The sequence below is a fragment of the Gordonia amarae NBRC 15530 genome (genome assembly GCF_000241345.1).
Lineage (GTDB): Bacteria > Actinomycetota > Actinomycetes > Mycobacteriales > Mycobacteriaceae > Gordonia > Gordonia amarae.
On sequence record NZ_BAED01000061.1, the window covers coordinates 81,759 to 108,746 of the forward strand.

Below are 26,988 nucleotides of genomic sequence, written 5' to 3' on the forward strand. Positions count from 1 at the left end.
TGGGCGCACCCGGTCGGGCTCGGCAGCGCCTCATAGGGTACCCGAGGAACTCCGCAGGGGTTAAGGCCGCATGATCGCGCTGACGTTGTCGTTGGACTGCGTCAGCGGATCACCGGCGGCGTTGGCCAGCATCTGTTCGAGGACGGCCTTGCCCATCGACGTCTCTTTGGGCAGCTCGATCGGGTAGTCGCCGTCGAAGCACGCCGCGCACAGGTTGGCCCGGGGCTGTTCGGTGGCGGCGACCATGCCGTCGATGCTGATGTAGCCCAGCGAGTCGGCGCCGATGGCCTGCCGCACGCCTTCGACCATGCCGGCCTCCGACTCCATGCCGTTGGCGATGAGTTCGGCCGGCGAGGCGAAGTCGATGCCGTAGAAGCACGGCCAGCGGACGGGGCTCGACGCGATGCGCACGTGGATCTCGGCGGCCCCGGCCTCGCGCAGCATGCGGATCAGGGCGCGCTGGGTGTTGCCGCGCACGATGGAGTCGTCGACGACGACGAGCCGTTTACCGCGGATAACCTCGCGCAGCGGGTTCAGTTTGAGCCGGATGCCGAGCTGCCGGATGGTCTGCGACGGCTGGATGAACGTGCGGCCGACGTAGGCGTTCTTCATCAGGCCCTGCCCGTACGGGATGCCCGATTCCTGGGCGAAGCCGATCGCGGCGGGAGTGCCCGATTCGGGGACCGGGATCACCAGGTCGCCGGTCGCCGGGTTCTCCCGGGCCAGCCGGCGCCCGATGTCGACGCGCGCGGAGTTCACGGACCGGCCGTGGATGACGCTGTCGGGGCGGGCCAGGTAGACGTACTCGAACACGCAGCCACGCGGGGTCGGCTCGGCGAACCGCTTGGTGCGCACCCCGTCGGCGTCGATGGCCAGCAGTTCGCCGGGTTCGATGTCGCGGACAAAGGAGGCGCCCACAATGTCGAAGGCGGCGGTCTCGGAGGCGACCACCCAGCCACGGTCGAGCCTGCCGAGCGACAGGGGCCGCACGCCGTGCGGGTCGCGGGCGGCGTACAGGGTGTGCTCGTCCATGAAGGTCAGGCAGAACGCGCCCTTGAGCTTGGGCAGCAGATCCATCGCCGCCTGCTCCAGCGTGCTGTCGGCGGCCCCGTGCGCGAGCAGCGCACCGACGATGTCGGAGTCGGAGGTGGCCGGTCCGCCGGAGACACCGAGTTCGCGGGCCATGGTGGCGAGCTGGGCGGTGTTGACGAGATTACCGTTGTGACCGAGCGCCACGCCGGTCCCTGCCGCGGTGGTGCGGAAGATGGGCTGGGAGTTCTCCCAGGTGGTCGATCCGGTGGTGGAGTACCGGCAGTGCCCGACGGCGACGTGCCCGACCATCGCGCCGAGCGTCTGCTCGTCGAACACCTGGCTGACCAGGCCCAGATCCTTGAACACGAGTACCTGTGAGCCGTCGCCGACAGCGATGCCGGCGGCCTCCTGCCCACGGTGCTGCAAGGCGTACAGGCCGTAGTAGCTGAGCTTGGCGACGTCTTCGCCGGGGGCCCAGACACCAAAAACGCCGCACTCCTCGCGCGGCTCGTTCTCGGGTTCGTCGCTGATATGCCCACTACACGCGGAAGGCGCAGCGGCCATCAGGTTTTTGCTGTCGATCGACAGGTCGGTCATCGCACTCCCCAGAGGCCGGCGGGTCAGACGCCCACAAGTTTACGGGCCGGTAGCGCCGACACGCCAATTCTCGACGTCCCGCTCGGCGTTTCGCCGTCCCCGGTTCCGCCTCACGCAACGCCCCGGACCTGCGATTTCTTCCCAATGTAACCCCCGCCACACCAACCGTGCCCCCACGACTACACCACTCCCCTCGAAGCCACCGCATCACACGGCGCGACCACACCCCTTGATCCCTGAGGCCGAAGCGACGAAGGAGCGAGGGTCGCGAAGGGTCCGGCGACCGTTCGACACCTCACGCCACCACCTCGAACGGCCCCTACGACGGCACCCGGAACACCGGCATCCACGACGCGACCTCCCCCGCCCGCGACCCGGACGCACTCACATCACCACCGGCAACCGCGTCGTCGAACGACAACTCCCCGATCACCATCCGCAGCCACGTCCGCGGATCGGTTTCGACGACGTTCGGCGGTGTGCCCCGCGTGTGCCGCGGCCCTTCGATGCATTGCACCGCCGCGAACGGCGGCACCCGCACCTCCACCGACGATCCGGGCGCGATCTGCGCGAGGGTCCGCGCCGACATCCGCACCGCCGCCGCGAGTTCGGTCCGCCCAGGTTCGGGAGCGTCCCCACCCCGCGCCCAGTCGGCGACGGCGACGACCGCCGCACGGGCCTCGGCAAGGTCAATGGTTTTTCGCGACGCCATGGCCACAAGTTTGCCCGTCGGGCAATCACTCCCCTTCGGCGGCATCGTCTGTTCTGCGGCATCGTCCCGGGCATTTCGGGCAGAATCAACAGATGGGTACCGATGTGTCCGCACGCACCTTCACCGGCGACGACAGGGTGCGCTTCCGCACCCAGGTCGCCAGGGGCACCGACGCGATCGCCCGCATGCTGCGCGAGGGCCTGTTCACCGATCAGGGCCGACCTCCGGAGCCGCTGCTCGGTATGGAGGTGGAGCTGAATCTGGTCGACGCCGACATGAATCCGGCCAAGGCCAACGCGACGGTGCTCGACGCGATCGCCGATCCCGATTTCCAGACCGAGCTGGGCCAGTTCAACATCGAGATCAATGTGTCGCCGCGGCCATTCGTCAAACAGGACACGATCTCTCTTGAGCAGGCGTTGCGGACCTCCCTGAACCAGGCCGAGGAACGGGCTGCGGCCACCGGTAATCATCTGGCGATGATCGGCATGCTGCCCACGCTGCGCACCGAACACTTTGCCCACCATTGGATTTCGGCCAACCCGCGGTACGACCTGCTCAACGAGCAGATCTTCTCAGCCCGCGGCGAGGACATGGAGATCGACATCTCCGGGGTGCCGCTACGCGAATCGGGTGACCGGGAGCGTCTGCACATCACGTCCGATTCGATCCTCCCCGAGGCGGCGTGCACCTCGCTACAACTGCATCTGCGGGTGGCGCCGGAGGACTTCGCCGCGCACTGGAATGCGGCACAAGCGATTTCGGGTATCCAGGTGGCATTGGCGGGCAACGCCCCATTCCTGGCCGGAAAGGCGCTCTGGCATGAGAGCCGCATCCCGGTGTTCGAGCAGGCCACCGACACCCGTCCGCTCGAACTCAAGAATCAGGGCGTGCGCCCGCGGGTGTGGTTCGGCGAACGCTGGATCAACACGATCTTCGACCTGTTCGAGGAGAACACCCGCTACTTTCCCGCACTGCTGCCTGTATCCACCGACATCGACCCGCTCGCCGAACTCGATGCCGGCCGCATCCCGACTCTCGACGAGCTGCGCCTGCACAACGGCACCGTGTACCGATGGAACCGGCCGGTGTACGACGTCGTCGACGGCAAAGCCCATCTGCGCGTGGAAAATCGGGTCCTGCCCGCCGGTCCGACGGTGGTTGACACGATGGCCAACGCCGCCTTCTACTACGGCCTGGTGCGGGGCCTTGTCGACGCCGACCGCCCGCTGTGGTCACAGATGTCGTTCGACGCCGCCGACGAGAACCTGCACACCGCCGCCCGCGACGGCATCGACGCCCAGTTGTACTGGCCGACGGTCGGCTGGGTCCGCCCCGACGAACTCACCCTCCGCCGCCTCCTGCCCATCGTCGACGACGGCCTGCGCTCGTACGGCGTGGGCGCCAAGGCCCGCACCCGCTATCTGTCGGTGATCGAAGGCCGTTGCCTGCGAAGGCAAACCGGTGCCGTATGGCAGCGCAATGCGGTTGCCGTCCGCGAGAAGGCCGGGGACAACCGCATCGAGGCCCTGCACGGCATGCTCAGCGACTACCTCACCCTCATGCACGAGGGCGAACCGGTCCACTCCTGGCCGCTGTAGCGGTTCACACCACCAGACACATGGACCCCGGATTCAACCCCTGTTTCACCGCGGCGGCCCCCGATATCTCCACCCACAACAGCAAGGTCCGCCCGAAACTCACAGCAGATTCTGGAGTTTCGGGCGGACCTTCATGTGGCGAGGTTCGTCCTGGTCAGAGCCCGACGCAGACGGACCCCAGGTCGGTGCCCTTGACGACCTTGACGTCGACGGTGGTGCTGACCCCGTCGTGCGTGATCTTCAGTACCCGATCACCGGCGACCTTCGGCTTCCAGTCGAAGCTGACCGTTCCGGCTTTGTCCACCTTGGCCTGATCGGTGAACGTTCCGATCGTGCTCCCCTTCTTCCAATCGTAGAAGAACACAGTGCCCGCCTTCGAGATGTCCGCGGTCACCTTGTAGGTGCAGCCTGTCCCGTAGTTACCCAACGGCGTGGATACCTTGATGTCTTTGGCGTCGGCAGACGCGGGACCCATACCCAGGGCCACCGTCGCTGCCGCGGCAATAAAGGCAGCCGGCAGAGTCACTACCGCGTTGCGCTTGGAGATGATGCTCATATCGCTTCCTTTCTTCCGGTTCAACGCTCCTCAAACGTTAGACCCGCTAAGAACTCAATGGCGGGGATTCGGCAAATCGGACACGTTCGAAGACCATCGGGAAAGAATCATCCCTGGAGGCGAGGCCTCACAGACCGGAGCATCCGACTCCGGGGGCGACGCCGCGATTCACCGACACGGTAGTTCCGGACCCGACGCCGGCGGCAAGCCTCTGCTCACTGATCTTCACCTCCCGCCGCCCGGCCTTCGTGGGCGTCCACGCGATCCGCACCGCACCCGCTTGGGCGAACACCTTCCGCCCTGACGTACCCCACGAGCCACCAGCCTCCCGCTCGAACAGGTAGACGTGACCCGCTTCCCGCATCTGGGCGGTCGCCGTATAGGTGCACCCGATCCCGTAGCCCGAACCCGATTGCGGGAGCTCGATCCTGGTCGGCCCCACAATCGCCGCCACCGGCCCGATACCGACAAATACCGCCGCCACCGCGGAGAACGCCGTCGGCAGCAAGATCGTCCGGGTGTTCTCACTGATGAGATTCACAGCATTTCCTGTCATCCGATCGGCAACAGAAAAAACGTAAGGCCGTGCGCTCCACTCGTAACGCGTAGCCGACTACCCGATTACCGCGCCGCCGCCAATCGCCGAACAGGTAGGACACCCGCAGACCGGACCACCACATATCGATCTGACACCGAACTCAGGTTCAACGCTCCGCCCGCTGCTAAAGTACCGACGGTTCCAGGAGGTGACTCACATCACTTCCATACAGAGGGGAGATCTGATGCATACGGTTTGGCGGTCGGTCACGGTAGCGGCCATGACGGCCCTGGTCATGACAATGGCAACGTTCCTGGCGCCCGGCGCACAAGCCGCTCCCCAGGGCTACACCAACTGGCTGTGTCATCCGGACAAGGCGAACGACCCGTGCGACCTGCCGAACGACACCACCGACCTGGGCACCGGCAAGACAACACCGGCCACGAAGGTCACCGACGCCGACCGCAAGGTCGACTGCTTCTACGTGTATCCCACGGTCACCGACCAGCCCGCGCTGATCGCCGACCGCGTCGCGGCGCCGGAGGTACGCTCGATCGCCCGCTTCCAGGCCGCGCGATTCAACTCCCAGTGCCGCATGTTCGCCCCGGTGTACCGGCAGATGACCTTGTCCGGGTTGACCCCCGCATCGACGGCAGCCGAGTTCGGCAATCGGGATTTCGCCAAGCCGGGCTACAGCGACGTGCTGCGCGCCTGGCAGGAGTACCTGCGTAACGACAACCACGGCCGCGGCGTCATCTTCATCAGTCATTCGCAGGGAACGATGATGCTGCGCAAGCTGATCCGCGAACAGATCGACCCCGATCCGGCGCTGCGCAAGAAGGTCGTCGGTGCGTTCCTGATGGGCGGCAACGTGATGACCAGGCCGGGCAGGACCACCGGCGGCGACTTCACCCACATCCCGCTGTGTACCCGTCAAGGCCAATCCGGCTGCGTCGTGGCCTACTCCACCGACGTCCTCAGCCTGCCGTCCCTGTTCGGCGACGCGAGAACCGAGACGCTGAGCGAGCCGATGGGCCTGCCGACGGGCCCCGGCTATCAGGTGGCGTGCACCGACCCGGCCATCCTCTCCGGGAACCGCAACCCGGTCGGGGTGACGGTACCGAGCAAGCCGTTCGCCGACGGCGTCATCTCACTGCTGATGCGGTACACGACGTTCCCCGACGCCTCACCGACGTCATCGTCGACGTGGACCACCAGCGCCGGCAGGTCGACTGGCCGGTGCACCACCACCAACGGCACCCACCGACTGCACCTGACAATGGTCCGCCCTCAGCACGTCAACGAACTCCCCCTGTTCGACACCCACCTACTGGACATGAACGTGGGCCTGGACCGACTGGTGGCCATCGCCCACAACCAGATCGAGAGCTACACGGGGTGAACTGATCCGGCGAGGCAGTGGCCCCCGATACCTCCACCGCCAACACCAAGGTCCGCCCGAAACTCACAGGAGATCCTGGAGTTTCGGGCGGACCTTGGTGTTGGCGATGATCGGCCTGGTCAGAGCCCGAGGCAGACGGACCCCAGATCGGTGCCCTTGACCACCTTGACCGAGGTGACGGCGCCGGTGCCGAAGAATTGCGCGACTCTCAGCTCACGATCACCGGTCTTCTTCGGAGTCCAGTCGAAACTGACGGTCCCGGCCTTCTTGACCTCGGCCTTCTTCAGCTCGACCCACTCGCCGCCCTTCTCACGCTCGTAGAAGTACGCGTCTCCGGCCTCTGTGACATTCGCGCTTACCTTGTAGGTACAGCCGGTTCCATAGCCTCCCAATGGTTCCTGAACCTTGATGTCCTTGGCTGCGGCCGACGCGGAGCCCACGCCGAGGGCGACCGTCGCTGCCGCGGCCACGAAGGCGGCCGACAGCGTCCCTACCGCATTGCGCTTGGAGATGATGCTCATATCGTTTCCTTCCGATTCAACGCACCCCAAACGTTAGCCCCGCTAAGCGTCCGAGGGGTGGATTTCAGCAAATCGGACACGTTCGGACCGCACCGGAACTCAACCGCTTGCACACTCGGCCCTGGACCTGGCGCCTCATCCGGGCCGGGAGCTACTCCGGCACCGGCTCCACACCGTCGGAATCCCGTGCGGTGCGCGCGTTCTCGACATACTCGATGGCCACGGTGACCTGCCGTTCGGTCTCGTCGCGGTCGAAGACGTAGTCGCGGATCGGTTCGGTCATGGCAACCATCGTTGAGGTGAAGGTCAGGGCGGGACCGGTCCACGGCTTGGCCAACCCGGTGCCGAACGGGTCGGCGTCGGCGGTGGGCATGCGCAGGTCGGGCAGCAGATCACCGCCGGTGATACCCGCCCGTAGCACCTGCCCCTGAATGGCCGACGAGCACACCTCGGCCAGGTACAGGTAGTCCGACGGAAGGTTGAGCGCCTGCCCGCCGAATTGCGGACGGATGCGCCGGCCGAGGATCGGCAGCAGCAGCGAGTAGAACTGTGCCATCCCGTCGACGTAGTTGCGTTCGGAGGCCGCCAGTTTGGCGCCGAGGGTGGCGCGCACCTCGTCGTCGAACGACATACCGGTCGCCGACAACACGACGAACGCATGCCACGATTCCTCGATCAGGTTGGCCTCGAAGTTGCGGATCGCTCCCTGCCGGCAGATCTCCACCAGAACCGCGAGCCGCCCTTCCGGCGTCACGAGCTGATCGATCTGCGCCCGCAGGGCGGCCATGGCCACGGCAAGCGACTGAGGATCGAATACCGACGGCGAGACATCGGATCGGTCGGCGAGCTGGACCAGCAGGTCGGCGAAGAAGTCCTCCTTGCGCGGCCACATCCGGTGCACGGCGCTGCGCGAGACCTGCGCCCGCACGATGATCTCCTCCAGGCTGATGTGGTCCATGCTGACCATCAGCCCGTCGGTGAGCACCATCTGCTCGGCGGTGGCGAGCGCACGCCGACGCACCTCGACCGGATTCATCCGAGGCTTGCGCTTGATCTTCGACCTGCTCGCGCCCGGTTCTTGCGCCATCCCGCTCCCATTTGAACATTGCGTACTCAATACTCATTGAGCATACTGGTCTGGTCCGATACCGAACAATGTCCGCCACCCGTAAGCGGTGGCGATCAGGCAGAGCGGTAGCCGGGCAGCGTACGCAGAGACAGGGAGCGGCCATGACAAGCACCATCAACGATCGACCCGCGGTCACCCTCCGACCACTGCCCGTCGCCTACGACGTCGTGATCGTCCGGCGGAACGATTTCGCCGACGCCGCGCTCCTCGCCCTCGTCGGTTCGTTCGGTTACCGGGCCGTCCTGGCCGATGTCGGGGCCGCACCGCTGCCCGCCTGCCGGGTGGCGATCGTGCGGGACCCTGCTCACCTCGCCCGGCTGCGAAGCCTCGTCCCCGCGATCATTGCGATCTACGACGACGGATCATCCGGCGACGGCGTGATCTGTCTGCCCGACGACGCGGGTGCGGCGGACCGGCTGCGCGAGCTGCTCACCACCCACTGCACCACCCCCGCACAAGACAGGGTCCACCTGAGCGCCCGCGAGCGGGAGGTCATCACCACCTACGCCCTCGGCGCGACCATCTATCAGACGGCGCGCCGCCATTACATCTCCGAAAGCACGGTCCGCTCCCACTTCCGCAGGGTCGTGGCGCGGTACACCCTGGCGGGCCGGACGGTGAACAACAAGTCACAGCTTCTCGTCGAGCTGATCGCCGACGGCTGGATCGACCAGCCCGCAGCCAACGCCACCGCCGGCTGACCCCCCGCACTTCCACCCACAACAGCAAGATCCACCCGAAACCGACGGAGGATCCCGCGGTTTCGGGTGGATCTGCAGACGAGGCTAGAGCGAGACGATCGTCGCCGAGGCGGTGCCGGGGGCTCCGTAGACCTGGGCGAGACCGACGCGCGGACTGCCGGGAATCTGGCGGTCGCCGCATTCGCCGCGCAACTGCTTGACCAGTTCATGCATCTGCCGCAGGCCCGACGCCCCGATCGGTTCACCGTTGGCGATGAGACCGCCGTCGGTGTTGATGGGGATGGAACCACCGATCTCGGTGGCACCTTCGGCCAGAAGTTGTTCCTGCTCACCGTCTTTACACAGACCGGTCTCGGCCATGTGGATCACCTCGGCACCGGCGTCGGTGTCCTGCAGCTGGGCGATGTCGACATCCTCGGGGCCGATGCCGGCGCGCTCGTAGGCGGCACGGGCCGCGTACACCGTCGGCGAGACATCCTCGTCGAGTGGTGCGGAGGTGGCGTGCACCTCGTAGGCACCGGCTCGCCGGGTGCGGATCTCACTGGCCCGCAGGAACACCGGCTTGTCGGTGAACTTGTGCGCGAGGTCGCCGCGGCACATGATCACCGCCGCCGCACCCTCGTCGGGCGAGCAGAACATGTACTGGGTGAGCGGGTAGTTCACCATCTGCGAGTTCAGGATGTCGTCCTCGCTGATGGGTGTGCGGCGGAAGGCATTCGGGTTCTTCTCACCGTTGCGGAAGTTCTTGGCCGCCACCCGCGCCAGCGTGCGCGGGGAGATGCCGTGATCGTGGATGTAGCGGTTGGCCTTCATCCCGAAGAACTTGGTGGTAAGGAACTGCCCGTTCTCCGCATACCACTGCGGCAGAGCCAGTTTCGCCGGATTGTCGGTGAACGCGCCGCGCGGATGCTTGTCCATGCCGACGGCGATGCCGATGTCGTAGGTGCCCAGCCGGATGGTGTCGGCGGTCTGCGCGATGGCACTGGCCGACGTGGCGCACGCGTTGAACACGTTGGTGAAGGTGATGCCGGTCAGGCCGACCAGCCGGGTCACCGCGTCCGGGTTGGAGATCTCATAGCTGCCGCCGAATCCGAACTGGATGTCCTTCCATTCCAGACCGGCGTCGTCGAGGGCCAGGCCGATGGCCTCGGCCCCCATTTCCATGGCGGTCTTGGGGAATCGGCCGAACGGATGCAGGCCGACGCCGATGATGGCTACGTCATTCGTCATTGTGCGATGCTCCGGAATGCGAAGGTGTACAGGTCTTCTCCGTGGTCGTCGACGGCGAACGGGATCATCGTCAGCTCGACGCGCTGCCCGAAATCGATCTTCGCCGGGTCGTTCTCGGTGAGCCGGCCCTCCACGCGCACCACGCCGTCGAGTTCGACGAGGCCGACACCGAACGGTTCGAAGTCCTCCCCCACCGGCCCCACATAGGGCGCGCCGGGCGGGAAGTTCTGCACGGTCCACGCGACGATCGTTCCGGCCCGCGGCAGCAGTTCCTCGGTCATGCCTGCGGTGCTGCAGTTGGGGCAGCGGTCTTGCGCGGGAAAGGTCACGAACTCGCACGTTCCGCAGCGACTGCCGATGAGCTGGGGATTCGCGTCGGGCCAGGTGGAGATCTCCGGCGCCAGGGCTTTGGGCATATCATCCCTCCAGTGATTCTCTGATTCTCGGTCACTGTATCCGATGTTCTCGTATTATGGAAACATGGTTCTCACACGCCCGCCACCGACCCCCGGTCCCGCACAAGCCGGATCAGTTCTCGCCCCGGGAGGTGGGATATGGCGAGGCCGGCGGCACGTAATACTGCTGCGGCTCACCCTCGAGCTCAGTCAGGACGGACTCGATGAAGGCGAACGATTCGCGGTGGCCGTCGGAGAATCCCAGCGACTCCTCCATCATCACCACGCGCGACACGCTGGTGAGGACGACGATCGCGACAGCGGGCGGTACGTCGCCGTATCTGGTTGTGGCGTTGGCGAATGTCTTCTCGACCATCACCTGCGCCTCGGCACGCAATTCGGCGGAGTAGCGGGCGATCTCGGCACGCAGTTCCTTGCGGTGGTTCGCCAGCGCCAGCAGTTCGGTGGTGTACGCCGCGATCTGCGGGTCGATGCTGAACTGCCACAGCGCCCACAGCGGTTGCGGACAGTCGAGCAGCGCACGCTGGGTCCGCACCCCCTCGTCCGCTCTGCGCCGGAACATCTCCATGAAGAGTTCATCCATGGTTCGGAAGTAGTAATGCACCAATTGCGGCTTCAGCCCGGCCGCCTCCGCGACCTTCCTGGAAGTGACTGCGGCGTAACCACTTTCCACCATCAAGCGTTCGGCCGCATCGAGCAGCGCCATTCTGCTCGCCCCATCGCGCGCTCCGACCCGGCGCCCGTCACCCATTCTGGTACCTCCATTCCGACAAACCGTGCCACAGCGTCATCAGGTCCGGCCAGGTTTCGACAGTGACCTTGACCGCACTACTCCCGACTGGTAATCCTAGTCACATTGCTGAGCGAGTGCTCAGCATCCCGACTCCGCGGACTTCAGCCCCCGCACACACGAACCGCACAGCCCCGGCCGTCGTGCCACAACGACGTGACACCCGCCCCGGCAACGCACAATTCGGACAGAGGAGACACCCGTGAGCGAGCTCAAAGACCACGACAGCGGCATCCTGGACCTGGACTTTTTCACCGCCCAGGAACTGGTTCCCAACCCGTACCCGTACTTCGACGAACTACGCAGCAAGTGCCCGGTCACCCGCGAATCCCACATGGGTGTCTTCGCGGTCACCGGCCATGCCGAGGCGGTCACCGTCCTGAAAGACCCCGACAACTACTCGTCGTGCATCTCGGTGTCGGGGCCGTTCCCGGGTCTGCCGTTCACGCCTGAGGGCAGCGACATCAGCGAGCAGATCGCCGCCCACCGCACCGAGCTGCCGCTGCACGAGCACATGGTCACCATGGATCCGCCCGATCATGCCCGTGCCCGCAGCCTCCTGAGCCGGCTCCTGACCCCCAAGCGCATCGGGGAGAACAAGGAGTTCATGACGCGCCTGGCCGATCAGTTCATCGACGAGTTCATCGCCACCGGCTCGTGCGAGCTGATGGGCCACTACGGAAAGTCATTCGCGCTGCTGACGATCGCCGATCTCCTCGGCGTCCCGGAGGAGGACCACGAGGAGTTCCGCACCGTCCTCGGCTCGCCCCGCAAGGGTGCCCGGCCCGGCGCCCTCGACAAGGAGGTGATGGCCGAGAACCCGCTGCAGTGGCTCGACGACAAGTTCACCGCCTACCTCGCCGACCGCCGCGAGACTCCGCGCGACGACGTGCTGACGCTGCTGGCGCAGGCCACCTACCGCGACGGCTCCATTCCCGAACTCGTCGAGGTGGTGCGCACCGCTACGTTCCTGTTCGCAGCCGGTCAGGAGACCACCACCAAGCTCATCACCGCCGCGCTGCGCGTGATCGGTGAGCGCCCCGACCTGCAGCAGAAGCTGCGCGATGACCGCAGCCTCATCCCCACCTTCATCGAGGAGACGCTGCGACTGGAGAGCCCGGTCAAGAGCGATTTCCGGGTTGCGGTGCGCGACACCACCCTTGGGGGCACCGATGTCCCGGCCGGTTCGACGGTGATGATCTGCCCCGGTGCGGTCAACAGGGATCCCGAAACCTTCACCGAACCCAACGAATTCGACATCGACCGCGCGAACGTGCGCGAGCAGTTGGCGTTCGGCCGCGGCATCCACTCCTGCCCCGGTGCCCCGCTGGCCCGGGCCGAGGGGCTGGTGACCATCGAGAAGTTCCTCGACCGCATGGCCGACATCCGCATCTCCGAGGAGCACCACGGCCCCGAGGGCGACCGGCACTACGACTTCGAACCGACCTACATCCTGCGTGGACTCACCGAGCTGCATCTGGAGTTCACCCCCATCGAAAGCGAGAAGGCATGAGCGCAAACAAGAGCCGGGTAGCGATCGTCACCGGCGGCGGATCGGGGATCGGCGCCGCGGTCGCCGAACAGCTCGGTGCCACCGGGCATCGCGTCGCCGCCCTCGACTTCAACACCGAGGGCGCCGAATCGGTGGCCGCGAAGATCGTCGCCGCCGGCGGTGAGGCGATCGGCCTGCACGTCGACGTCGCCGACCGCACCAGCGTCGACAAGGCCGTCGGTCAGGTTCGCGAAAAGTTCGGTCCCGTCGAGATTCTCGTGACCAGTGCCGGCATCGACGCGCAGACCCCGTTCACCGACATCACCGCCGAGGAATGGAACCGGGTCATCGGGGTCAACCTCACCGGGACGTTCAACTCCACCCAGTCGGTGATCCCCGACATGCAGGCCGGTGGCTGGGGACGCATCGTCACCATCTCGTCGTCGAGCGCCCAGTCCGGCGCCCCCGACCGCGGTCACTACGTGGCGTCCAAGGGTGGCGTCATCGCTCTCACCAAGGCACTCGCCTTCGAGTTCTCGCCGCAGGGCATCACCGCCAACACGATTCCGCCGTCGATCATCGCCACCCCGATGGCCGACACCGCCGTCGAGGCCGGCCTGCTGCCCAAACTCGACGACCTGGCCATGATGACCCCTGTCCGGCGCACCGGTCAGCCCGACGACATCGCCGCCGCCGCCGTGTTCCTGTGCTCCGAGCAGGCCGGGTTCATCACCGGCCAAGTGATCGGCGTCAACGGCGGCTGGTACATCTGACCTCAGGATTCCCTATGACAACCGTCGACCGGCCGAAGGTGGACACACCCCCGGCCGACACCGTCGCGGTGCCCGAACGCGCGGTCGCCGCCGTCAGCACCCCTGACGGCGCCCCGGCACCGCCGTCGGCGTCGGCCGAGATCGGCAACTGGATGCGCGGGTACGCCCGACGCCACCCGATCGCCTCGCTCGCCACCGTCGGCGGGCAGGTCGTGCTGGGCTGGCAGGCGCTCGTCTTCCTGGTCACCGACATCATCGCGCTGCGGTTTCCGTGGAAAGAGTTCGTGCGGCAGGCGGCGTTCATGACGTCGGCGTCGGCGCTGCCGACGGTGTTCGTGGCCATCCCCATCGGCATGACCCTGTCGATCCAGTTCGCGCTGCTGGCCGCACAGGTGGGCGCCACCTCCCTGGCGGGGGCCGCGAGCGGTCTGGCCGTCATCCGGCAGGGCGCGCCGATGGTGGCGGCCCTGCTGATGGCGGCGGCGGCCGGATCGGCGGTGTGCGCCGACCTCGGTTCCCGCACGATCCGTGAGGAGATCGACGCGATGGAGGTGATGGGCCTGTCGGTGATCCAGCGCCTGGTGGTGCCGCGCATGGTGGCCGCCGTGCTGGTCAGCGTCTGCCTCACCGGCGTGATCTGTTTCGTCGGCTTCTTCTCCGGCTACATCTTCAACGTGTTCGTGCAGAACGGAACCCCCGGCACCTTCGTCACCACGTTCGCCTCGTTCGCCACCGTCAACGACTTCATCCTCACCATGATCAAGGCCGCCGTGTTCGGCGCGATCGTGGCAATCGTGGCCTGTCACAAGGGCTTGAACACCAGCGGCGGCCCTGCCGGGGTGGCCAATGCGGTCAACGCCACGGTGGTCGCGTCGATCATCCTGCTGATGCTGGTGAACGTCGGCTTCACCCAGCTCTACGTGATGCTCTTTCCCCGGACAGGTTTCTGATGGCCGCACCCGCTCCCTACTATCCGCCCGGTACCCGGCCGCTGGTCGTCGCTACCAAGGCGGTCACCGCATGGTGGCTCCGGCTCGGTCACCTCGCCTGGTTCTGTGTCCGCGCCATCGGCGCGATCCCGTTGGCGGTCAAGCACTATGCCAAGGAGACCCAGCGGGTGCTGTCCGATGTGACGTGGGGCAACGGGTCGATCGTCGTCGGCGGCGGCACCGCGGGCGTGATCCTCGTGCTCGGCGCGGCCGGCGGGGCGATCGTCGGCATCGAGGGCTACAACGCGCTGCAGATGCTCGGCATGGAACCGGCCACCGGCATGGTGGCCTCCACCGCCGCCACCCGCGAACTCGCCCCGCTGATGGCGTCGTTGGCGTTCGCCTCCCAGGCCGGCTGCCGGTTCACCGCGCAGCTCGGTGCGATGCGGATCTCGGAGGAGATCGACGCACTCGAAAGCATCGCGATCCGGCCGATCCCCTATCTGGTGTCCACCCGGCTGTTCGCCGCCGTCATCGCCGTGGTCCCGCTGTATCTGCTGTGCCTGGCACTGAATTACCTTGCGGTGCAGGCGGTGGTGTTCCTGTCGGGCGGGCTGTCCAATGGCACCTACCAGCACTACTTCCAGTTGGTTCTCAGCCCCGTCGACGTGCTGTACTCGCTGGCCAAGGCGATCATCTTCGTCATCATCACCTCTATCATCCAGTGCTACTACGGCTTCTACGCCAGCGGCGGACCGCAGGGGGTGGGCACGGCCGCGGGCCGGGCGATGCGGGCGGCGATCTCGGCGATGATCGTCGCCAACCTCATCGCGACCATTCTGTTCTGGGGCATCGACTCCGCGGCCCGATTGAGCGGGTAGGGCATGACAGCGATCTACGAACAGGGCCCCAGAGGCACCAGCACGCGCACACTGGCGGTGAGCGCGCTGGTCGCCGTCACCGTCGTGGCCGTGATCCTCGCCGCGACGGTCCTCAAAGCCCGTGGCTCGCTGACTGATTCGGTCACGGTCACCGCCGAGTTGTCCGACGTCGGCGACGGCCTGCCGAAGAGTTCCGATGTGAAGTACCACGGCGTGATCGTCGGATCGGTCCGTGCCGTCACCCCGGGAATCCGGGGCAAGCGCACCGTGGTGAGGATCGCCCTCGAACCCGAACGGGCCAAAGGTATCCCGAACACCGTCACCGCCCGCGTGGTTCCCAGCAACCTGTTCGCCGTGTCATCGGTCCAATTACTAGGCGACACAGGCGGTTCCGCCTCGCGCGGCCTGCGCGGCGGCGACGTGATCACCGAGAACCGCGACAACGACACCGTCCAGTTCCAGACGGCGCTGTCGAAGATCCGCGACATCGTGGCCTCCTCGGCCCGCGAACCCGGCGACACCACCGTCGGGCTGCTCGCCGCCGTCACCACCGCCACCGACCGGCGCGGCACCGACATCGTGGCGGCGGGTGCGCAATTGCGCCGCATCACCCGTGAGATCAACGCGGTGATGACACCGGGCGGGCCGTCGCTGCTCGACGGTCTCACCGAATCGGTGACCGCACTGCGCAAGTCGGCGCCCGACCTGCTCGATGCCCTGCACTCGTCGGTGGCGCCGATGCAGACGGTGGTGGCCGAGTCCAGCCAGTTGCGGACGTTGCTGTCGGCCGGCATCACCACCACCGGCACCATCGACACCGCGATGCGCAACAACGCCGCGAAGCTCAAGCAGATCACCCGCGAGGCCGCACCCATCGCCGACGTCGTTGCGCGCGGCGGCTATTCGTTCACCGGAACCGTGGTGGCGATCGCCGAGATCTCCGACAAGTGGTTCACCGAGTTCTGGCCCGAGGGCCAGCAGAACGCGCGCGGCAAGTTCCGGCTCCAGGTCACCCCGCACCGCCTGTACACGCGCGCCGACTGCCCGCGCTACGGGACGATGGAGGGCGACAGCTGCCAGACGGCCCCCACCGTCGTCACCGCACCCAGATACTCGGGGAAGAAATCAGCTGTGACAAAGGGTTACAAGCCCGTAGCGAATATGGGCGGCAATGTCGGGTCGGTGGGCAGCCAGGCCGAACAGCAGCAGCTCGGCACCCTCGTCGGCGGCAACCCCGTCACCTCCACCCTGCTGCTGGGCCCGGTGACCCGCGGCGCCGACATCACCGTTTCCCCCGTGAGCGAAGGGGGCACACCGCGATGAGTGTGCGCAGACCGCTGATCGGGATGATCGTGTTCCTGATCGTCTCGATCGCCCTGACCTCCACCGTGGTGACGACCCTGCGGCGCGGCGTCGACGGCGACACCACCGCGTACACGGCACGATTCACCGACGTCACCGGACTCAAGGCGGGCGACGACGTGCGCATGGCCGGCATCCGCGTCGGCCGCGTCGACAAGGTGTCCCTGGACGGGGCGGTGGCCAAGGTCCGGTTCCGGGTGGAGAAGAAGCAGACCGTCGACTCGCGCACCCGGGCGTCGGTGACCTATCAGAACATCGTCGGGCAGCGCTACCTCGGACTCTCGCGCGACGACACGACCGATCCCCGGCCGCTGCCGGGCGACGAGATCCCACTCGACCGCACCGAGCCGTCGTTCGACATCTCGGCGCTGCTCAACGGTTTCGAGCCGCTGTTCAGCGTCCTCGACCCCGAGCAGGTCGACAACATCACCACCGCGCTGATCCGGTCCCTGCAGGGTGATTCCGGGTCGATCGCTCAGTTGATCGCGCAGACTTCCGAACTCGCCAAGTCGCTCACCGGTGACGACGATCTGCTGGGCCGTGTCATCACCAATCTGTCCGACATCGTCGGGGTGTTCGCCACACAGCGCGGCGAGATCGACACGGTGGTGCGCAGCACCCGTGACGTGCTCACCGGACTGTCGTCGCAGCAGGACCAGTTCCTCAAGAACATCGACGTCACCACCAAGGTGGTCGACAGGGCGGCCGTCCTCACCTCGCAGGCGCTACCGGAGTTCACCACGATGCTCGACCGCGAACCCGGTTTTCTAGGCCATTTCCTGGGCAACAAGGAGGCTTTCGGCTATCTCGGTTTCAACCTGCCGCCGCTGCTCAAAGGCCTCGCGCGGGCGACGCAGGGCGGTGCGTATATCGAGACCTACCTGTGCAATCTCAACGCCACCTTCGTCCCGGCGCTGAGCACCGTCATCCCCACCATCGTCGCGACCGCCACCGGCGGGAGCATCAAACAATCCCCGATCTGCAGGTGAGCGCCATGCTGCAACGACTGAACATGTGGCTGCGCACCCCGCTGGCCGAACGGAACAAGGCTCTCGTGGGCACCACCGCGCTGCTGATCCTGGCCCTGATCATCTTCGTTGCCCTGCAGATCACCTCGAGCGGCGTCGGCAAACGCCCGATACATGCCGAATTCGCCCAGGCCGCGGGGATTTCCAAGGGCGACGCGGTCAATGTGGCAGGCGTGCAGGTGGGTACGGTCACCAAGACCGCGCTCGCCGGCAAGCTGGTACGCGTCGACATGCAGGTCGACGACAACGTCGACCTCGGACCGGCGACGCGGGCGTCCATCAAGCTCACCACCCTTCTCGGTTCCCGGTACATCGACCTGAAACCGGCGGGCAAGGGCTCGCTCAGAGATGCCACGATCAGGTTGTCGCACACGGAGGTTCCGTACACGCTGCAGGAAGTCCTGCAGGACGCCACGGTCACCTTCGAGAAGGTCGACGCCGACGACATCGCCACCTCGATGACCACTCTCGCCCACCAGCTCGACGACACCCCCGCGCTCATCCCGCAGGTCCTCACCAATGTGCAGAACCTGTCGACGATCCTGGCCGATCGTCGCTCCCAGATCGGTGGGTTGCTCACCAGCACACAGCAACTCACCACGGTGGTGCGCGATCAGCAGAAGAACCTCGGCGAACTGGTCACCTCCGGCGACTCGCTCCTCCGGGCCCTGCTGCAACGGCAGTACACGATCACGCGGCTGCTCAACGCCACCACCGAGGTGGTGGGCAAACTGAAGACCCTCGTCGTCGACGACAATTCCGGCCTGCAGGCACTCATCACCAACCTCAACGGACTGCTGACCACGCTGCAACGCAACGACGCGCTGATGCGCAACACCCTGGAGATCCTCCCGGTCCCGTTGCGCAACTTCACCAATACCACCGGCACCGGCAACGAGGTCGACTTCTCCTCCGTCGCGGGCCCGTTCATCGACTCGTGGATGTGCGCGGTCTCAGAAAAGGCCGAGCTGGTCAATCTGCCGAAGTATTTCAAGGACTGCCAGTGAAAACGCTCATCAAAGTGGCTGTCGCGCTGATCGCCGTCGCCGTACTCGTGGCCGGTGCCGTCACGACGTGGCGCGAGTCCGACCACACCATGAACGTCGTCGCCAAGTTCGACAGCACGGCGGGCCTCTACGAGGGTAATGCCGTTGCGGTACTGGGTATGACGATCGGCAAGGTCACCTCCATCACCCCACGCGGCAGCTACGTCGAGGTCGGGATGGAACTCGATGCCGACACCCCGGTGCCCGCCGGCGTCACCGCCGTCACCGTGTCCACGTCGGTGCTCACCGACCGGCACATCGAACTCACCCCCGTCTACGAGGGCGGACCGCGCCTGCGGTCGGGTCAGACCATCGACAAGACCCGCGTCCCCGTCGAACTCGACCGCACTCTGGCCATGACCGAGGACCTCGCACAGAGCCTGCAGGGCGACGGCAGGGGCGGCGGGCCGGTATCGGAGCTGCTGTCGACGGCGGCGGCCATCACCGACGGGAACGGCCCCGACATCCGGTCCGCGCTCACCAAGCTGTCGCAGGCCCTCGCCGTCGGCGACGACGGCGGCGACCGTACCGGCGAGGCCATCACCGCGACCGTCAAGAACCTCTCGAGCCTGACCCAGGCCGCCGCCGACAACGACAAGTTGATCCGCAGCTTCGGATCGTCGGTGCAGCAGATCAGCGACCTGTTCGCCGACCAGCGCATCGGCTGGGGAACCACCGGCGCACAGATCAATTCGATCCTCGGCGAGGCCACCAAGCTCCTCACCACCCGCCGCGACGACATGGCGACGACCGTCACCGGCGCGCAGACGGTCACCAAAACCCTCGTCGACTATCAGCGGCAGTTGAAGGAGTTCCTGAATGTGACGCCGCTGCTGATGGACAACGTGTGGAACGTCATCGACATCCCGCGCGGCGCGGCCCGCGTGCACGGCGTCCTCGACCACGTCTTCACCCACGGCACGCTGATGAAAGAGATCTGCAACGTGCTGCAGATGAAGGACAGGGGTTGCGCCACAGGCACTCCCAAGGACTTCGGCCCCGACTTCGGCCTGAGTTCGATGCTTGAGGGGCTGGCGAAATGACCACCCGTCCACGCTGGAGAGTCGCCGTGACCACCACAACCCTGGCCACGACCGCCGCCCTGCTGTCCGGGTGCGGCGTCGGCCTCGAAGACCTGCCACTGCCGCAGCGCGGCGATGGTGGTGGCGACTTCTACAGCGTCACAGCCGAATTCACCAATGCTCTGAACCTTCCCGAACGCGCCAAGGTGCGCCTGGCCGGCGCCGACGTCGGCGAGGTGTCGTCGATGACGGTCCGCGACTACACGGCCGTGGTCACCCTGCGGATCCGTGACGACGTGACCCTGCCGGTGGGCACCGGCGCCGAACTGCGCACCGCCACCCCGCTCGGTGAGGTGTTCGTGGCCGTGACCCCGCCCAAGGATCCGTCCACGACGGCGACCATCCAGAACGGTGACAAGATACCGCTGTCGGATACGTCGGCGGCGGCCACCATCGAGCAGGTCCTCGCGTCGTCGGCGATGCTCGTCAACGGGGGCGTGCTGCGCGACCTGACCAAACTGCTCAACGGTCTCGGCGACGCGGTGGGCGACAAGGGGGCGGCGCTGGCCGACCTGGTGGCACAGTCCACCTCGCTGATCGACAAACTGTCCAAGCGCTCCGGCGACATCCGCGTCGCGCTCGCACAGACCGACCGGCTGGTGCAGACGCTGTCGGCGCGGCAGTCCACGCTCACCGAATCCCTTGCCGCGGCAGGCCCGGCCATCGACGTGATCTCGGCCAACACCGACGACATCCTCGCCCTCGTCGACAAGGTCGGCGCCATCAGCACCACGCTGTCGACGTTCCCGTCTGTGGCCACGGGCAAGACCCAGCATCTCGCGGCGAGCATCAACCGCATCTCCTACGAACTCAACAAGGCCGCCACCGATCCTCGGGCCTCGCTCGCCAAGATGAACAAGCTGCTGCCGCCCGTGCTCAAGATCATCAACTCCACCGGCGCCCACGTCGACGCCGACCTGGAGGACCTGTCGGTCGGCGCGCTCGGCGACTTCCGGCACTCCGCCGACCCGGGCAGCCGGGTGCCCGGCACGATCGACATCGACAACTTCGCCGGCACCATCATGTACTCGCTGCTGCGCCTGAAGATGAAGTTCGGGCCCGGCGACGACGTACTCGATCCACGGACCCCCCGGTCCCAGAAGAAGACCCAGAAGAAGGCCCAGGGAACCCAGAAGCCGCAGCCGACCACGAAGGCGACTGCCCCACCCCGCTCCACCGCGCCGGGCAGGACGGCACCCCGATGACCACCCGCACCGACTTCCGGGCAGGCCCCCTCGCACGGGCGGCCGACCTGCCGGCCCGCGGAATCGTCACCACTGTCCGCGCGGCCGTCAGGCACCGGCTGTGGCTCTCGGCCTTCGGGCTGGTCCTGGTCCTGCTGCTCGGCATCGCCTATCACGCGGTGTCGGTGTTCGGGATGAATGCCGACGACACCATCTCCGTCCGCGTCCGGTTCGCGGATTCCGGCGGTCTCCTCCCCGAACGCGAGGTGACGGTGCGCGGCGTGAAGGTCGGTTCGGTGTCGGCGGTCCACCTCACCGGCGACGGCGTGGAGGCGGTGCTGAAGATCGAGGCCGACGCGCGTATCCCGCGCGATTCCGCGGTACGGGTGGCCGGACTATCGTTCGCCGGTGAACAATACGTCGACTTCCGGCCCACCGGAACGAGCGGGCCATACCTGACCGACGGCGCCGAGATCAGCGTCCGCGAACCCGGCAGCACACCCACCCCGCTGGCCACCCTGCTCGAGGACATGGACGGCATGCTCGCGCAGATCAAACCCGAGCAGCTGGAGACGATCCGCGACGAACTCGGCGTCAGCAAGGCGGGCCCGGAGAAGCTGCGCGACATCATCGACGGCGGTACGTTCCTGATCTCCACCCTGGATTCGGTGCTGCCGCAGACCACCTCGCTGATCCGCTCGAGCCGGGTGGTGCTCACCACCCTGGGTGAGGGCGGCGGGGCAATCCGTGAGACCTCCCGCGACCTCGACACCCTGTTCACCGGTGTGTCCCGGAAAGCGAACGGCTACAAGACCTTACTGAAGCAGACCCCGCCGCTGCTGTCCTCGATCGACGCCGTCATCGCCGACAACTCGCCGACGATGGTGCAGTTGCTGGGCAATCTGACCACCGTGACACAGCTGGTCTATCAGCGGTTGCCGGCCCTCAACGACTTCTTCTTCCCGGCCAGCGGCCGCGGATCGGTTCTCAAGGCGCTCACGTACACGATGCACGACGGCGGCATCTGGGGTGCGCTCAACGTGTACCCGCGCGCGGCGTGCGACTACCTGCAGTTGCCGCGGTTCGCCTCGTCGGAGCCGAGTTTCCCGGAGCCGTACCTGTATACGTACTGCCCCAACAACGATCCGAGTGTGCTGATCCGGGGTGCCCGCAACGCTCCGCGGCCACCCGGCGACGACACCAACACCATCCCCGACGGCGCCGACCCGCGAGCCCGCGCCAACCCCACGCCCACCGGCCCGCTGAGCATCCCTCTCCCGTACGCGGGTCCGGTGCTGCCCAACCAGCCCTGGCCGCTCCCCAAGGCCGAACCGACCATCGACAACCCCACTCTCGGCAAGCCCACCGGCAAGAAGCCCAACTAGCCCAACCGGACACAGGAGACACACCATGACACGCACACTGTCCGACCGCACTGACGAGAAGGCCGACCACCCGGTCGACGAGGCCGACGCCGACACCGTCACCAGTGCTGACGAATCCGGCACAACAGAGTCCGGGGCAGAAGAATCGGCGGCAGCGGAATCCGTCGCCGAGGACAGCGCCGCCGACTCCCGGGCCACTGCGGACGACGACCACTACCCGGCCGATGCCGACGACGCAGAGTCCGCCGGGACGTCGACGGACAAGTCCCCGAAGACCAAGGCCCCGAAGACCGAAACCCCGAAGACCAAGACCAACGACGAGGACGACGCCAAGCCGGCAACGGAGAAGGCCGAGAAGAAGTCCGGCCCGTCCGTTCTGTCCCGGCTGCGCACCACGCTGGGCAGCGCGCGGTCCCGCCGGATCGGCGTGATCGTCCTGGCTCTCCTGGCCGTCGCCGGCGTCGCGGGCACCGCGTGGTTCGGCACCCAGTGGCGTTCAGCGGAGAACACCGACAAGGCCGCCGACGCAGCGGTCGTGGCCGCACGCCAGTTCACCACCACCCTCACCAGCGTCAGCGCCAACTCCCTCGACAAGGACTTCAACGCGGTGCTGGCCGGTTCGGCGGGCGAGTTCCACCAGATGTACGCCAAGTCCAGCGATCAGCTGCGGCAACTCCTCATCGACAACAAGGCCCAGGCCAAGGGCACCGTCCTCGCCTCGGGCGTGGTGTCGGCGTCCACCGACAAGGTGGTGGTCGTGATGTTCGTCGACCAGACCGTCCAGAACGTCTCCAACACCCAGCCCCGCATCGACCGCAGCCGCATCCGCGTCACGATGACCAAACACGACGGCCGCTGGCTCGCGGAGAAGGTCGAACTGCCCTGAGTCCCGCTAACGTCTGCGCGCAGCCTTGCCACTGAGTTTGAATAGGTCGGTACTGAGCGCCGGCAAGCAGAGGTGGGTTGTGGCGGAAGAGCGGCTGACGAGGGAAGCCAAGCGGCTGCAGACACGCGAGAAACTGCTGACCGCGGCGACCGCCGAGTTCGGCCGGGTGGGCATGGCCGATGCCGACATCGCCACCATCGTCTCCGAGGCGGGTGTCGCCCATTCCACCTTCTTCTTCCACTTCCCCACCAAGGAGCATGTGCTGCTCGAACTCGAGGCCCGCGAGGAACGGCTGATGGCCGACAGGATGGACGAGTTCCTGGCCACCTCGCCCGGTCTGGGCGCGGCCCTGCACAAGGCCGTCGACCTGCTCGCCGAGCTCGAGTCCACGCTGGGGCGCCCCCTGTTCCGGGACTTCCTGGCGTCGCATTTCTCCACCACCCGGCCCATCGCCGAGGAGGGTCTCGACCACCCGCTGGTCCTGTCGCTGGTGGCGCTGTTCGATGACGCCATTGCCGGCGGCGGGGTCGACCCGGACCTCGACTCGATGAACTCCGCGATCTTCTTCCTACTGGGCCTGTACGCACTGCTCGTCACCATCGGTGAGGGCCCGGGCCGCGGAGCCATGCTCGACGACTACGTCGCCCGCACCCTGCGCAGCCTCCGGCCCGCCTCCTGACGAAACCCCGCCACCCCACATCTCCCGAACAGGTTGCTCTCTGTCTGCGAGATTGGCATTCTCATAGATGAGAACGTCCGTCACTGCCGACTCAGCAGCCCTGAGGAGATGTCCACATGCGACCGATTCCCGCCGACCTCACCGAGAAATACCTGGCCAACGGGTGGTGGACCGATGAAACCATCGGAGACCTCCTGAGCAAGGGCCTGTCCGCCGCCCCCGACACCGAGTTCAACGTCCACTCGCGCCTGCGTCCCTGGCGGGGCACCTTCGCCGACGTCGAGAACGTGGCACGCAGGCTCGCGTCCGGCCTGGCCAAGCGCGGCGTGCGGCCCGGAGACGTGATCGCCTTCCAGTTGCCCAACTGGATGGAGGCCGCGGCGACGTTCTGGGCGTCGGCGTTCCTGGGTGCCACCGTGGTGCCTATCGTCCACTTCTACGGCCCCAAGGAGGTGTCATTCATCCTCGGCGAGGTCGAGCCGAAAGTGTTCATCTTCCCGGAGTCGTTCGGCAGCCTCACCTACGATCCGGCGATCGCCGCCGACGTCCCCATCACCGGCATCATCGACCGCACCTTCACCGACCTGCTCGACGACGAGCCACTGCCCGGCGTCGCCCGGGTCGACCCGGCCTCGGTCACCCTCATCGCGTTCACCTCGGGCACCACCAGCAACCCCAAAGGTGTTTTGCACAGCCACTATTCGCTCGGGCACGAGACCCGGCAGCTGGCCGCGATGTATCCCGAGGACCGCGGTCTGCAGCTCACGGCGGCGCCGGTCGGACACTTCATCGGCATGATCAACGCGTTCACCATCCCGGTCATGGACGCCACCGCGATCAACCTCGCCGACACCTGGGACCCCGGCCAGGCCCTGGCGCTGATGTTCAGCGACGACCTCACCATCGGCGGCGGTGCCACCTACTACGTCACCAGTCTGCTCGATCACCCCGACTTCACCCCCGAACATCTGCCGCACATGAAGTACGCGGGCCTCGGCGGATCGTCGGTGCCGGCCGCGATCACCCGCAGACTCACAAACCTGGGCATCACGGTGTTCCGCTCGTACGGCAGCACCGAACACCCGTCGATCACCGGCTGTCACCCGAGTGAACCGCTGGACAAGCGCGCCTACACCGACGGCCGCCCGCTCGCCGGTGTCGAGATCATGTTCGGCGAGGACGGCGAGATCCTGTCCCGCGGACCGGATCTGTGCGTCGGCTACACCGACCCCGAACTCACCGCCCGCGCCTTCGACGCCGACGGCTGGTACCACACCGGTGACATCGGCGTCCTCGACGAGGACGGCTACCTCACCATCACCGACCGCAAGTCCGACATCATCATCCGCGGCGGCGAGAACATCAGCGCCCTCGAAGTCGAGGAAACGCTACTGACCATGCCGGCGGTGGCCGAGGCGGCGGCGGTGGCCGCCCCCGACGCCCGCCTCGGCGAGCATGTGGCCGCCGTCCTGCGCCTGCGGCCGGGTTTCGATATGCCCACCATCGATGAGGTGCAGCAACACTTCGCCAGCAAGGGCCTGGCCAAGCAGAAGTGGCCGGAAGAACTGCGCCGCGTCGACGAACTGCCGCGCACCGCGAGCGGCAAGGTCCAGAAGTTCATCGTCCGTAAGGACATTGCGACATCCCATTTATGAGAATATGATTCTCGTAGAGAGCAAAGGAGAGTTTCATGCCCGTCAAGGAGCTGCCGTACCCGCTGTTCGATGCGGATAACCACCTGTACGAGACACCGGAGGCGCTGACCAAGTTCCTCCCCGATCGCTACAAGAACGCGATCCAGTACGTTCAGGTCAACGGCCGGACCAAGATCGCCGTCCGCGGCCAGATCAGCGACTACATCCCCAACCCCACCTTCGACGTCGTCGCCCGGCCGGGGTCGATGGAGGACTACTTCAAGAACGGCAACCCCGAAGGCAAGTCCAAGCGGGAGATCTTCGGCGAGTCGATGAAGGCCATCCCGGCATTCCGCGAGCCCAAGGCCCGACTGGAGCTGATGGATGAACTCGGCGTCGACCGTTCGCTGATGTTCCCCACCCTGGCCAGCCTCGTCGAGGAGCGCATGCGCGACGAGCCGGAGACGATTCACGCGGTCATCCACGCCCTGAACGAATGGCTGTACGAGACCTGGGGATTCAACTACGAGGACCGCATCTTCACCGTCCCGGTGATCAGCCTGCCGATCCTCGACAAGGCTCTCGAAGAGCTCGAATGGTGCGTCGAGCGCGGCGCCAAGTCGATCCTGGTGCGCCCCGCGCCGGTGCCCGGTTTCCGCGGTCCGCGTTCGTTCGCGCTGCCCGAGTTCGATCCGTTCTGGAAGCGGGTCACCGAACTCGACATCCTCGTCTCTCAGCACTCCTCCGACAGCGGTTACGCCCGCTTCGATTCGGAGTGGGAAGGTTCGGACGGTGAGATGCTGCCGTTCCAGACCAACGCCTTCCGCATGGTCAACGAGTGGCGTCCGGTGCAGGACACGGTGTCCTCGTGGGTGTGCCACGGTGCGCTGTTCCGCCACCCCGACCTCAAGATCGCCGTCATCGAGAGCGGTGCGAGCTGGCTCAAGCCGCTGATGGAGATGCTCGCCGACACCTACAAGAAGGCCCCCGAGGGCTTCGGCATGAACGATCCGCTCGAGGCGATCCGCCGCTGCATCTCGGTCAGCCCCTTCTACGAGGAGGGTGTCACCGACCTCATCGACCTGATCGGTGTCGACCGCGTGCTGTTCGGCTCGGACTACCCGCATCCCGAGGGCCTGGCCCAGCCGACCCATTTCGCCGACATGCTCGGCCATCTCTCCGAGGAGGATCAGGCAAAGATCATGGGCGGCAACCTCGCCCGTCTCCTCAACCTCTGACCTGTTTCACGACGATGTCCGTAACCACGAAAGTGGTTGCGGACATTGTCATCTCACCGGGTTTCGAGGCTCATCGCCTAGCGGCTCTTCGCACCTCAACCAACGACGAAACACCACCGACCGAACCACTTCCTCGCCGGTTGAGGTGCGAGGAGCGCAAGCGA

Annotated in this window: 26 protein-coding genes; 17 read left to right on the top strand and 9 right to left on the bottom strand. The window is 66.5% G+C overall.

Annotation, left to right across the window (positions count from 1 at the left end):
- Positions 1-60: 60 nt before the first annotated feature.
- The gene (purF, locus tag GOAMR_RS17695; RefSeq protein WP_005191028.1) at positions 61-1,629 is read right to left on the bottom strand and encodes an amidophosphoribosyltransferase; all 1,569 of its coding nucleotides are present in this window, start codon (positions 1,627-1,629) and stop codon (positions 61-63) included.
- A gap of 319 nt (positions 1,630-1,948) precedes the next feature.
- On the bottom strand, positions 1,949-2,341 hold the full coding sequence (locus tag GOAMR_RS17700; protein ID WP_040515718.1) for a sterol carrier family protein: 393 nt from the start codon (positions 2,339-2,341) through the stop codon (positions 1,949-1,951).
- Between the two features lie 92 nt (positions 2,342-2,433).
- Here GOAMR_RS17700 and GOAMR_RS17705 point away from each other — a divergent pair, with 92 nt between their 5' ends.
- The gene (locus GOAMR_RS17705; RefSeq protein ID WP_005191034.1) at positions 2,434-3,942 is read left to right on the top strand and encodes a glutamate-cysteine ligase family protein; all 1,509 of its coding nucleotides are present in this window, start codon (positions 2,434-2,436) and stop codon (positions 3,940-3,942) included.
- A gap of 154 nt (positions 3,943-4,096) precedes the next feature.
- Here GOAMR_RS17705 and GOAMR_RS23775 read toward each other — a convergent pair whose 3' ends face one another.
- Positions 4,097-4,498, bottom strand: coding sequence for a hypothetical protein (locus tag GOAMR_RS23775; protein WP_005191037.1), 402 nt, complete (start codon positions 4,496-4,498; stop codon positions 4,097-4,099).
- A 127-nt stretch (positions 4,499-4,625) separates the two neighbouring features.
- Positions 4,626-5,039: a hypothetical protein gene (locus GOAMR_RS17715; RefSeq protein WP_005191040.1), complete on the bottom strand. Its 414-nt coding sequence runs from the start codon at positions 5,037-5,039 to the stop codon at positions 4,626-4,628.
- A 277-nt stretch (positions 5,040-5,316) separates the two neighbouring features.
- Here GOAMR_RS17715 and GOAMR_RS17720 point away from each other — a divergent pair, with 277 nt between their 5' ends.
- Positions 5,317-6,438: a DUF3089 domain-containing protein gene (locus GOAMR_RS17720; RefSeq protein ID WP_244427444.1), complete on the top strand. Its 1,122-nt coding sequence runs from the start codon at positions 5,317-5,319 to the stop codon at positions 6,436-6,438.
- A 119-nt stretch (positions 6,439-6,557) separates the two neighbouring features.
- On the opposite strand, the gene GOAMR_RS17725 is transcribed toward GOAMR_RS17720, so the two are convergent.
- Both GOAMR_RS17725 and GOAMR_RS17730 read right to left on the bottom strand, forming a co-directional pair.
- Positions 6,558-6,959: a hypothetical protein gene (locus GOAMR_RS17725; protein ID WP_005191045.1), complete on the bottom strand. Its 402-nt coding sequence runs from the start codon at positions 6,957-6,959 to the stop codon at positions 6,558-6,560.
- 151 nt (positions 6,960-7,110) lie between these two features.
- Positions 7,111-8,046, bottom strand: a complete 936-nt coding sequence (locus GOAMR_RS17730; RefSeq protein WP_005191047.1) for a TetR/AcrR family transcriptional regulator — start codon at positions 8,044-8,046, stop codon at positions 7,111-7,113.
- 143 nt (positions 8,047-8,189) lie between these two features.
- On the opposite strand from GOAMR_RS17730, the gene GOAMR_RS17735 reads away from it, so the two are divergent.
- A complete protein-coding gene (locus GOAMR_RS17735) occupies positions 8,190-8,789 on the top strand; it encodes a helix-turn-helix transcriptional regulator (RefSeq protein ID WP_005191050.1) in 600 nt (199 codons plus the stop codon).
- An 84-nt stretch (positions 8,790-8,873) separates the two neighbouring features.
- Here the strand turns inward: GOAMR_RS17735 and GOAMR_RS17740 are convergent, their stop codons facing one another.
- The 3 genes from GOAMR_RS17740 to GOAMR_RS17750 form a co-directional block, all read right to left on the bottom strand.
- A complete protein-coding gene (locus tag GOAMR_RS17740; RefSeq protein WP_040515719.1) occupies positions 8,874-10,019 on the bottom strand; it encodes a thiolase family protein in 1,146 nt (381 codons plus the stop codon).
- Positions 10,016-10,435, bottom strand: coding sequence for a Zn-ribbon domain-containing OB-fold protein (locus tag GOAMR_RS17745; RefSeq protein WP_005191057.1), 420 nt, complete (start codon positions 10,433-10,435; stop codon positions 10,016-10,018). Before GOAMR_RS17745 ends, GOAMR_RS17740 begins: the two co-directional genes overlap by 4 nt.
- Positions 10,436-10,547: 112 nt before the next feature.
- A complete protein-coding gene (locus GOAMR_RS17750) occupies positions 10,548-11,186 on the bottom strand; it encodes a TetR/AcrR family transcriptional regulator (protein WP_005191060.1) in 639 nt (212 codons plus the stop codon).
- Positions 11,187-11,427: 241 nt separating this feature from the next.
- Here GOAMR_RS17750 and GOAMR_RS17755 point away from each other — a divergent pair, with 241 nt between their 5' ends.
- From GOAMR_RS17755 to GOAMR_RS17820, 14 genes are all read left to right on the top strand, one after another.
- Positions 11,428-12,738, top strand: coding sequence for a cytochrome P450 (locus GOAMR_RS17755; protein WP_005191065.1), 1,311 nt, complete (start codon positions 11,428-11,430; stop codon positions 12,736-12,738).
- Positions 12,735-13,490 (top strand): SDR family NAD(P)-dependent oxidoreductase, encoded by a 756-nt coding sequence (locus GOAMR_RS17760; protein WP_005191066.1) that lies wholly within the window; start codon positions 12,735-12,737, stop codon positions 13,488-13,490. Before GOAMR_RS17755 ends, GOAMR_RS17760 begins: the two co-directional genes overlap by 4 nt.
- 14 nt (positions 13,491-13,504) lie before the next feature.
- Entirely contained in the window at positions 13,505-14,440 is a 936-nt protein-coding gene (locus tag GOAMR_RS17765; protein ID WP_005191068.1) for an MlaE family ABC transporter permease, read from the top strand.
- Positions 14,440-15,300 carry an ABC transporter permease gene (locus GOAMR_RS17770; protein ID WP_005191069.1) on the top strand — a complete coding sequence of 287 codons (861 nt, stop codon included), beginning with the start codon at positions 14,440-14,442 and terminating at the stop codon, positions 15,298-15,300. Before GOAMR_RS17765 ends, GOAMR_RS17770 begins: the two co-directional genes overlap by 1 nt.
- Before the next feature lie 3 nt (positions 15,301-15,303).
- Positions 15,304-16,623 carry an MlaD family protein gene (locus GOAMR_RS17775; RefSeq protein WP_005191070.1) on the top strand — a complete coding sequence of 440 codons (1,320 nt, stop codon included), beginning with the start codon at positions 15,304-15,306 and terminating at the stop codon, positions 16,621-16,623.
- Positions 16,620-17,651 carry an MCE family protein gene (locus GOAMR_RS17780; RefSeq protein WP_005191071.1) on the top strand — a complete coding sequence of 344 codons (1,032 nt, stop codon included), beginning with the start codon at positions 16,620-16,622 and terminating at the stop codon, positions 17,649-17,651. The genes GOAMR_RS17775 and GOAMR_RS17780 overlap by 4 nt, the downstream gene beginning before the upstream one ends.
- A 5-nt stretch (positions 17,652-17,656) precedes the next feature.
- Positions 17,657-18,697, top strand: a complete 1,041-nt coding sequence (locus GOAMR_RS17785; RefSeq protein ID WP_005191072.1) for an MCE family protein — start codon at positions 17,657-17,659, stop codon at positions 18,695-18,697.
- Positions 18,694-19,779 (top strand): MCE family protein, encoded by a 1,086-nt coding sequence (locus GOAMR_RS17790; protein ID WP_005191073.1) that lies wholly within the window; start codon positions 18,694-18,696, stop codon positions 19,777-19,779. Before GOAMR_RS17785 ends, GOAMR_RS17790 begins: the two co-directional genes overlap by 4 nt.
- 26 nt (positions 19,780-19,805) lie before the next feature.
- Complete coding sequence (locus GOAMR_RS17795; protein WP_005191075.1) at positions 19,806-21,023, top strand: MlaD family protein; 1,218 nt, start codon at positions 19,806-19,808, stop codon at positions 21,021-21,023.
- Positions 21,020-22,387 (top strand): MlaD family protein, encoded by a 1,368-nt coding sequence (locus GOAMR_RS17800; protein WP_005191077.1) that lies wholly within the window; start codon positions 21,020-21,022, stop codon positions 22,385-22,387. Before GOAMR_RS17795 ends, GOAMR_RS17800 begins: the two co-directional genes overlap by 4 nt.
- A gap of 25 nt (positions 22,388-22,412) precedes the next feature.
- Positions 22,413-23,273, top strand: coding sequence for an Rv1363c family protein (locus tag GOAMR_RS25660; protein WP_005191080.1), 861 nt, complete (start codon positions 22,413-22,415; stop codon positions 23,271-23,273).
- 79 nt (positions 23,274-23,352) lie between these two features.
- On the top strand, positions 23,353-23,952 hold the full coding sequence (locus GOAMR_RS17810) for a TetR/AcrR family transcriptional regulator (RefSeq protein WP_005191081.1): 600 nt from the start codon (positions 23,353-23,355) through the stop codon (positions 23,950-23,952).
- A 116-nt stretch (positions 23,953-24,068) separates the two neighbouring features.
- Positions 24,069-25,607, top strand: coding sequence for an AMP-binding protein (locus GOAMR_RS17815; RefSeq protein WP_005191084.1), 1,539 nt, complete (start codon positions 24,069-24,071; stop codon positions 25,605-25,607).
- A gap of 35 nt (positions 25,608-25,642) precedes the next feature.
- Positions 25,643-26,824, top strand: coding sequence for an amidohydrolase family protein (locus GOAMR_RS17820; protein WP_005191087.1), 1,182 nt, complete (start codon positions 25,643-25,645; stop codon positions 26,822-26,824).
- Positions 26,825-26,988: the final 164 nt, after the last annotated feature.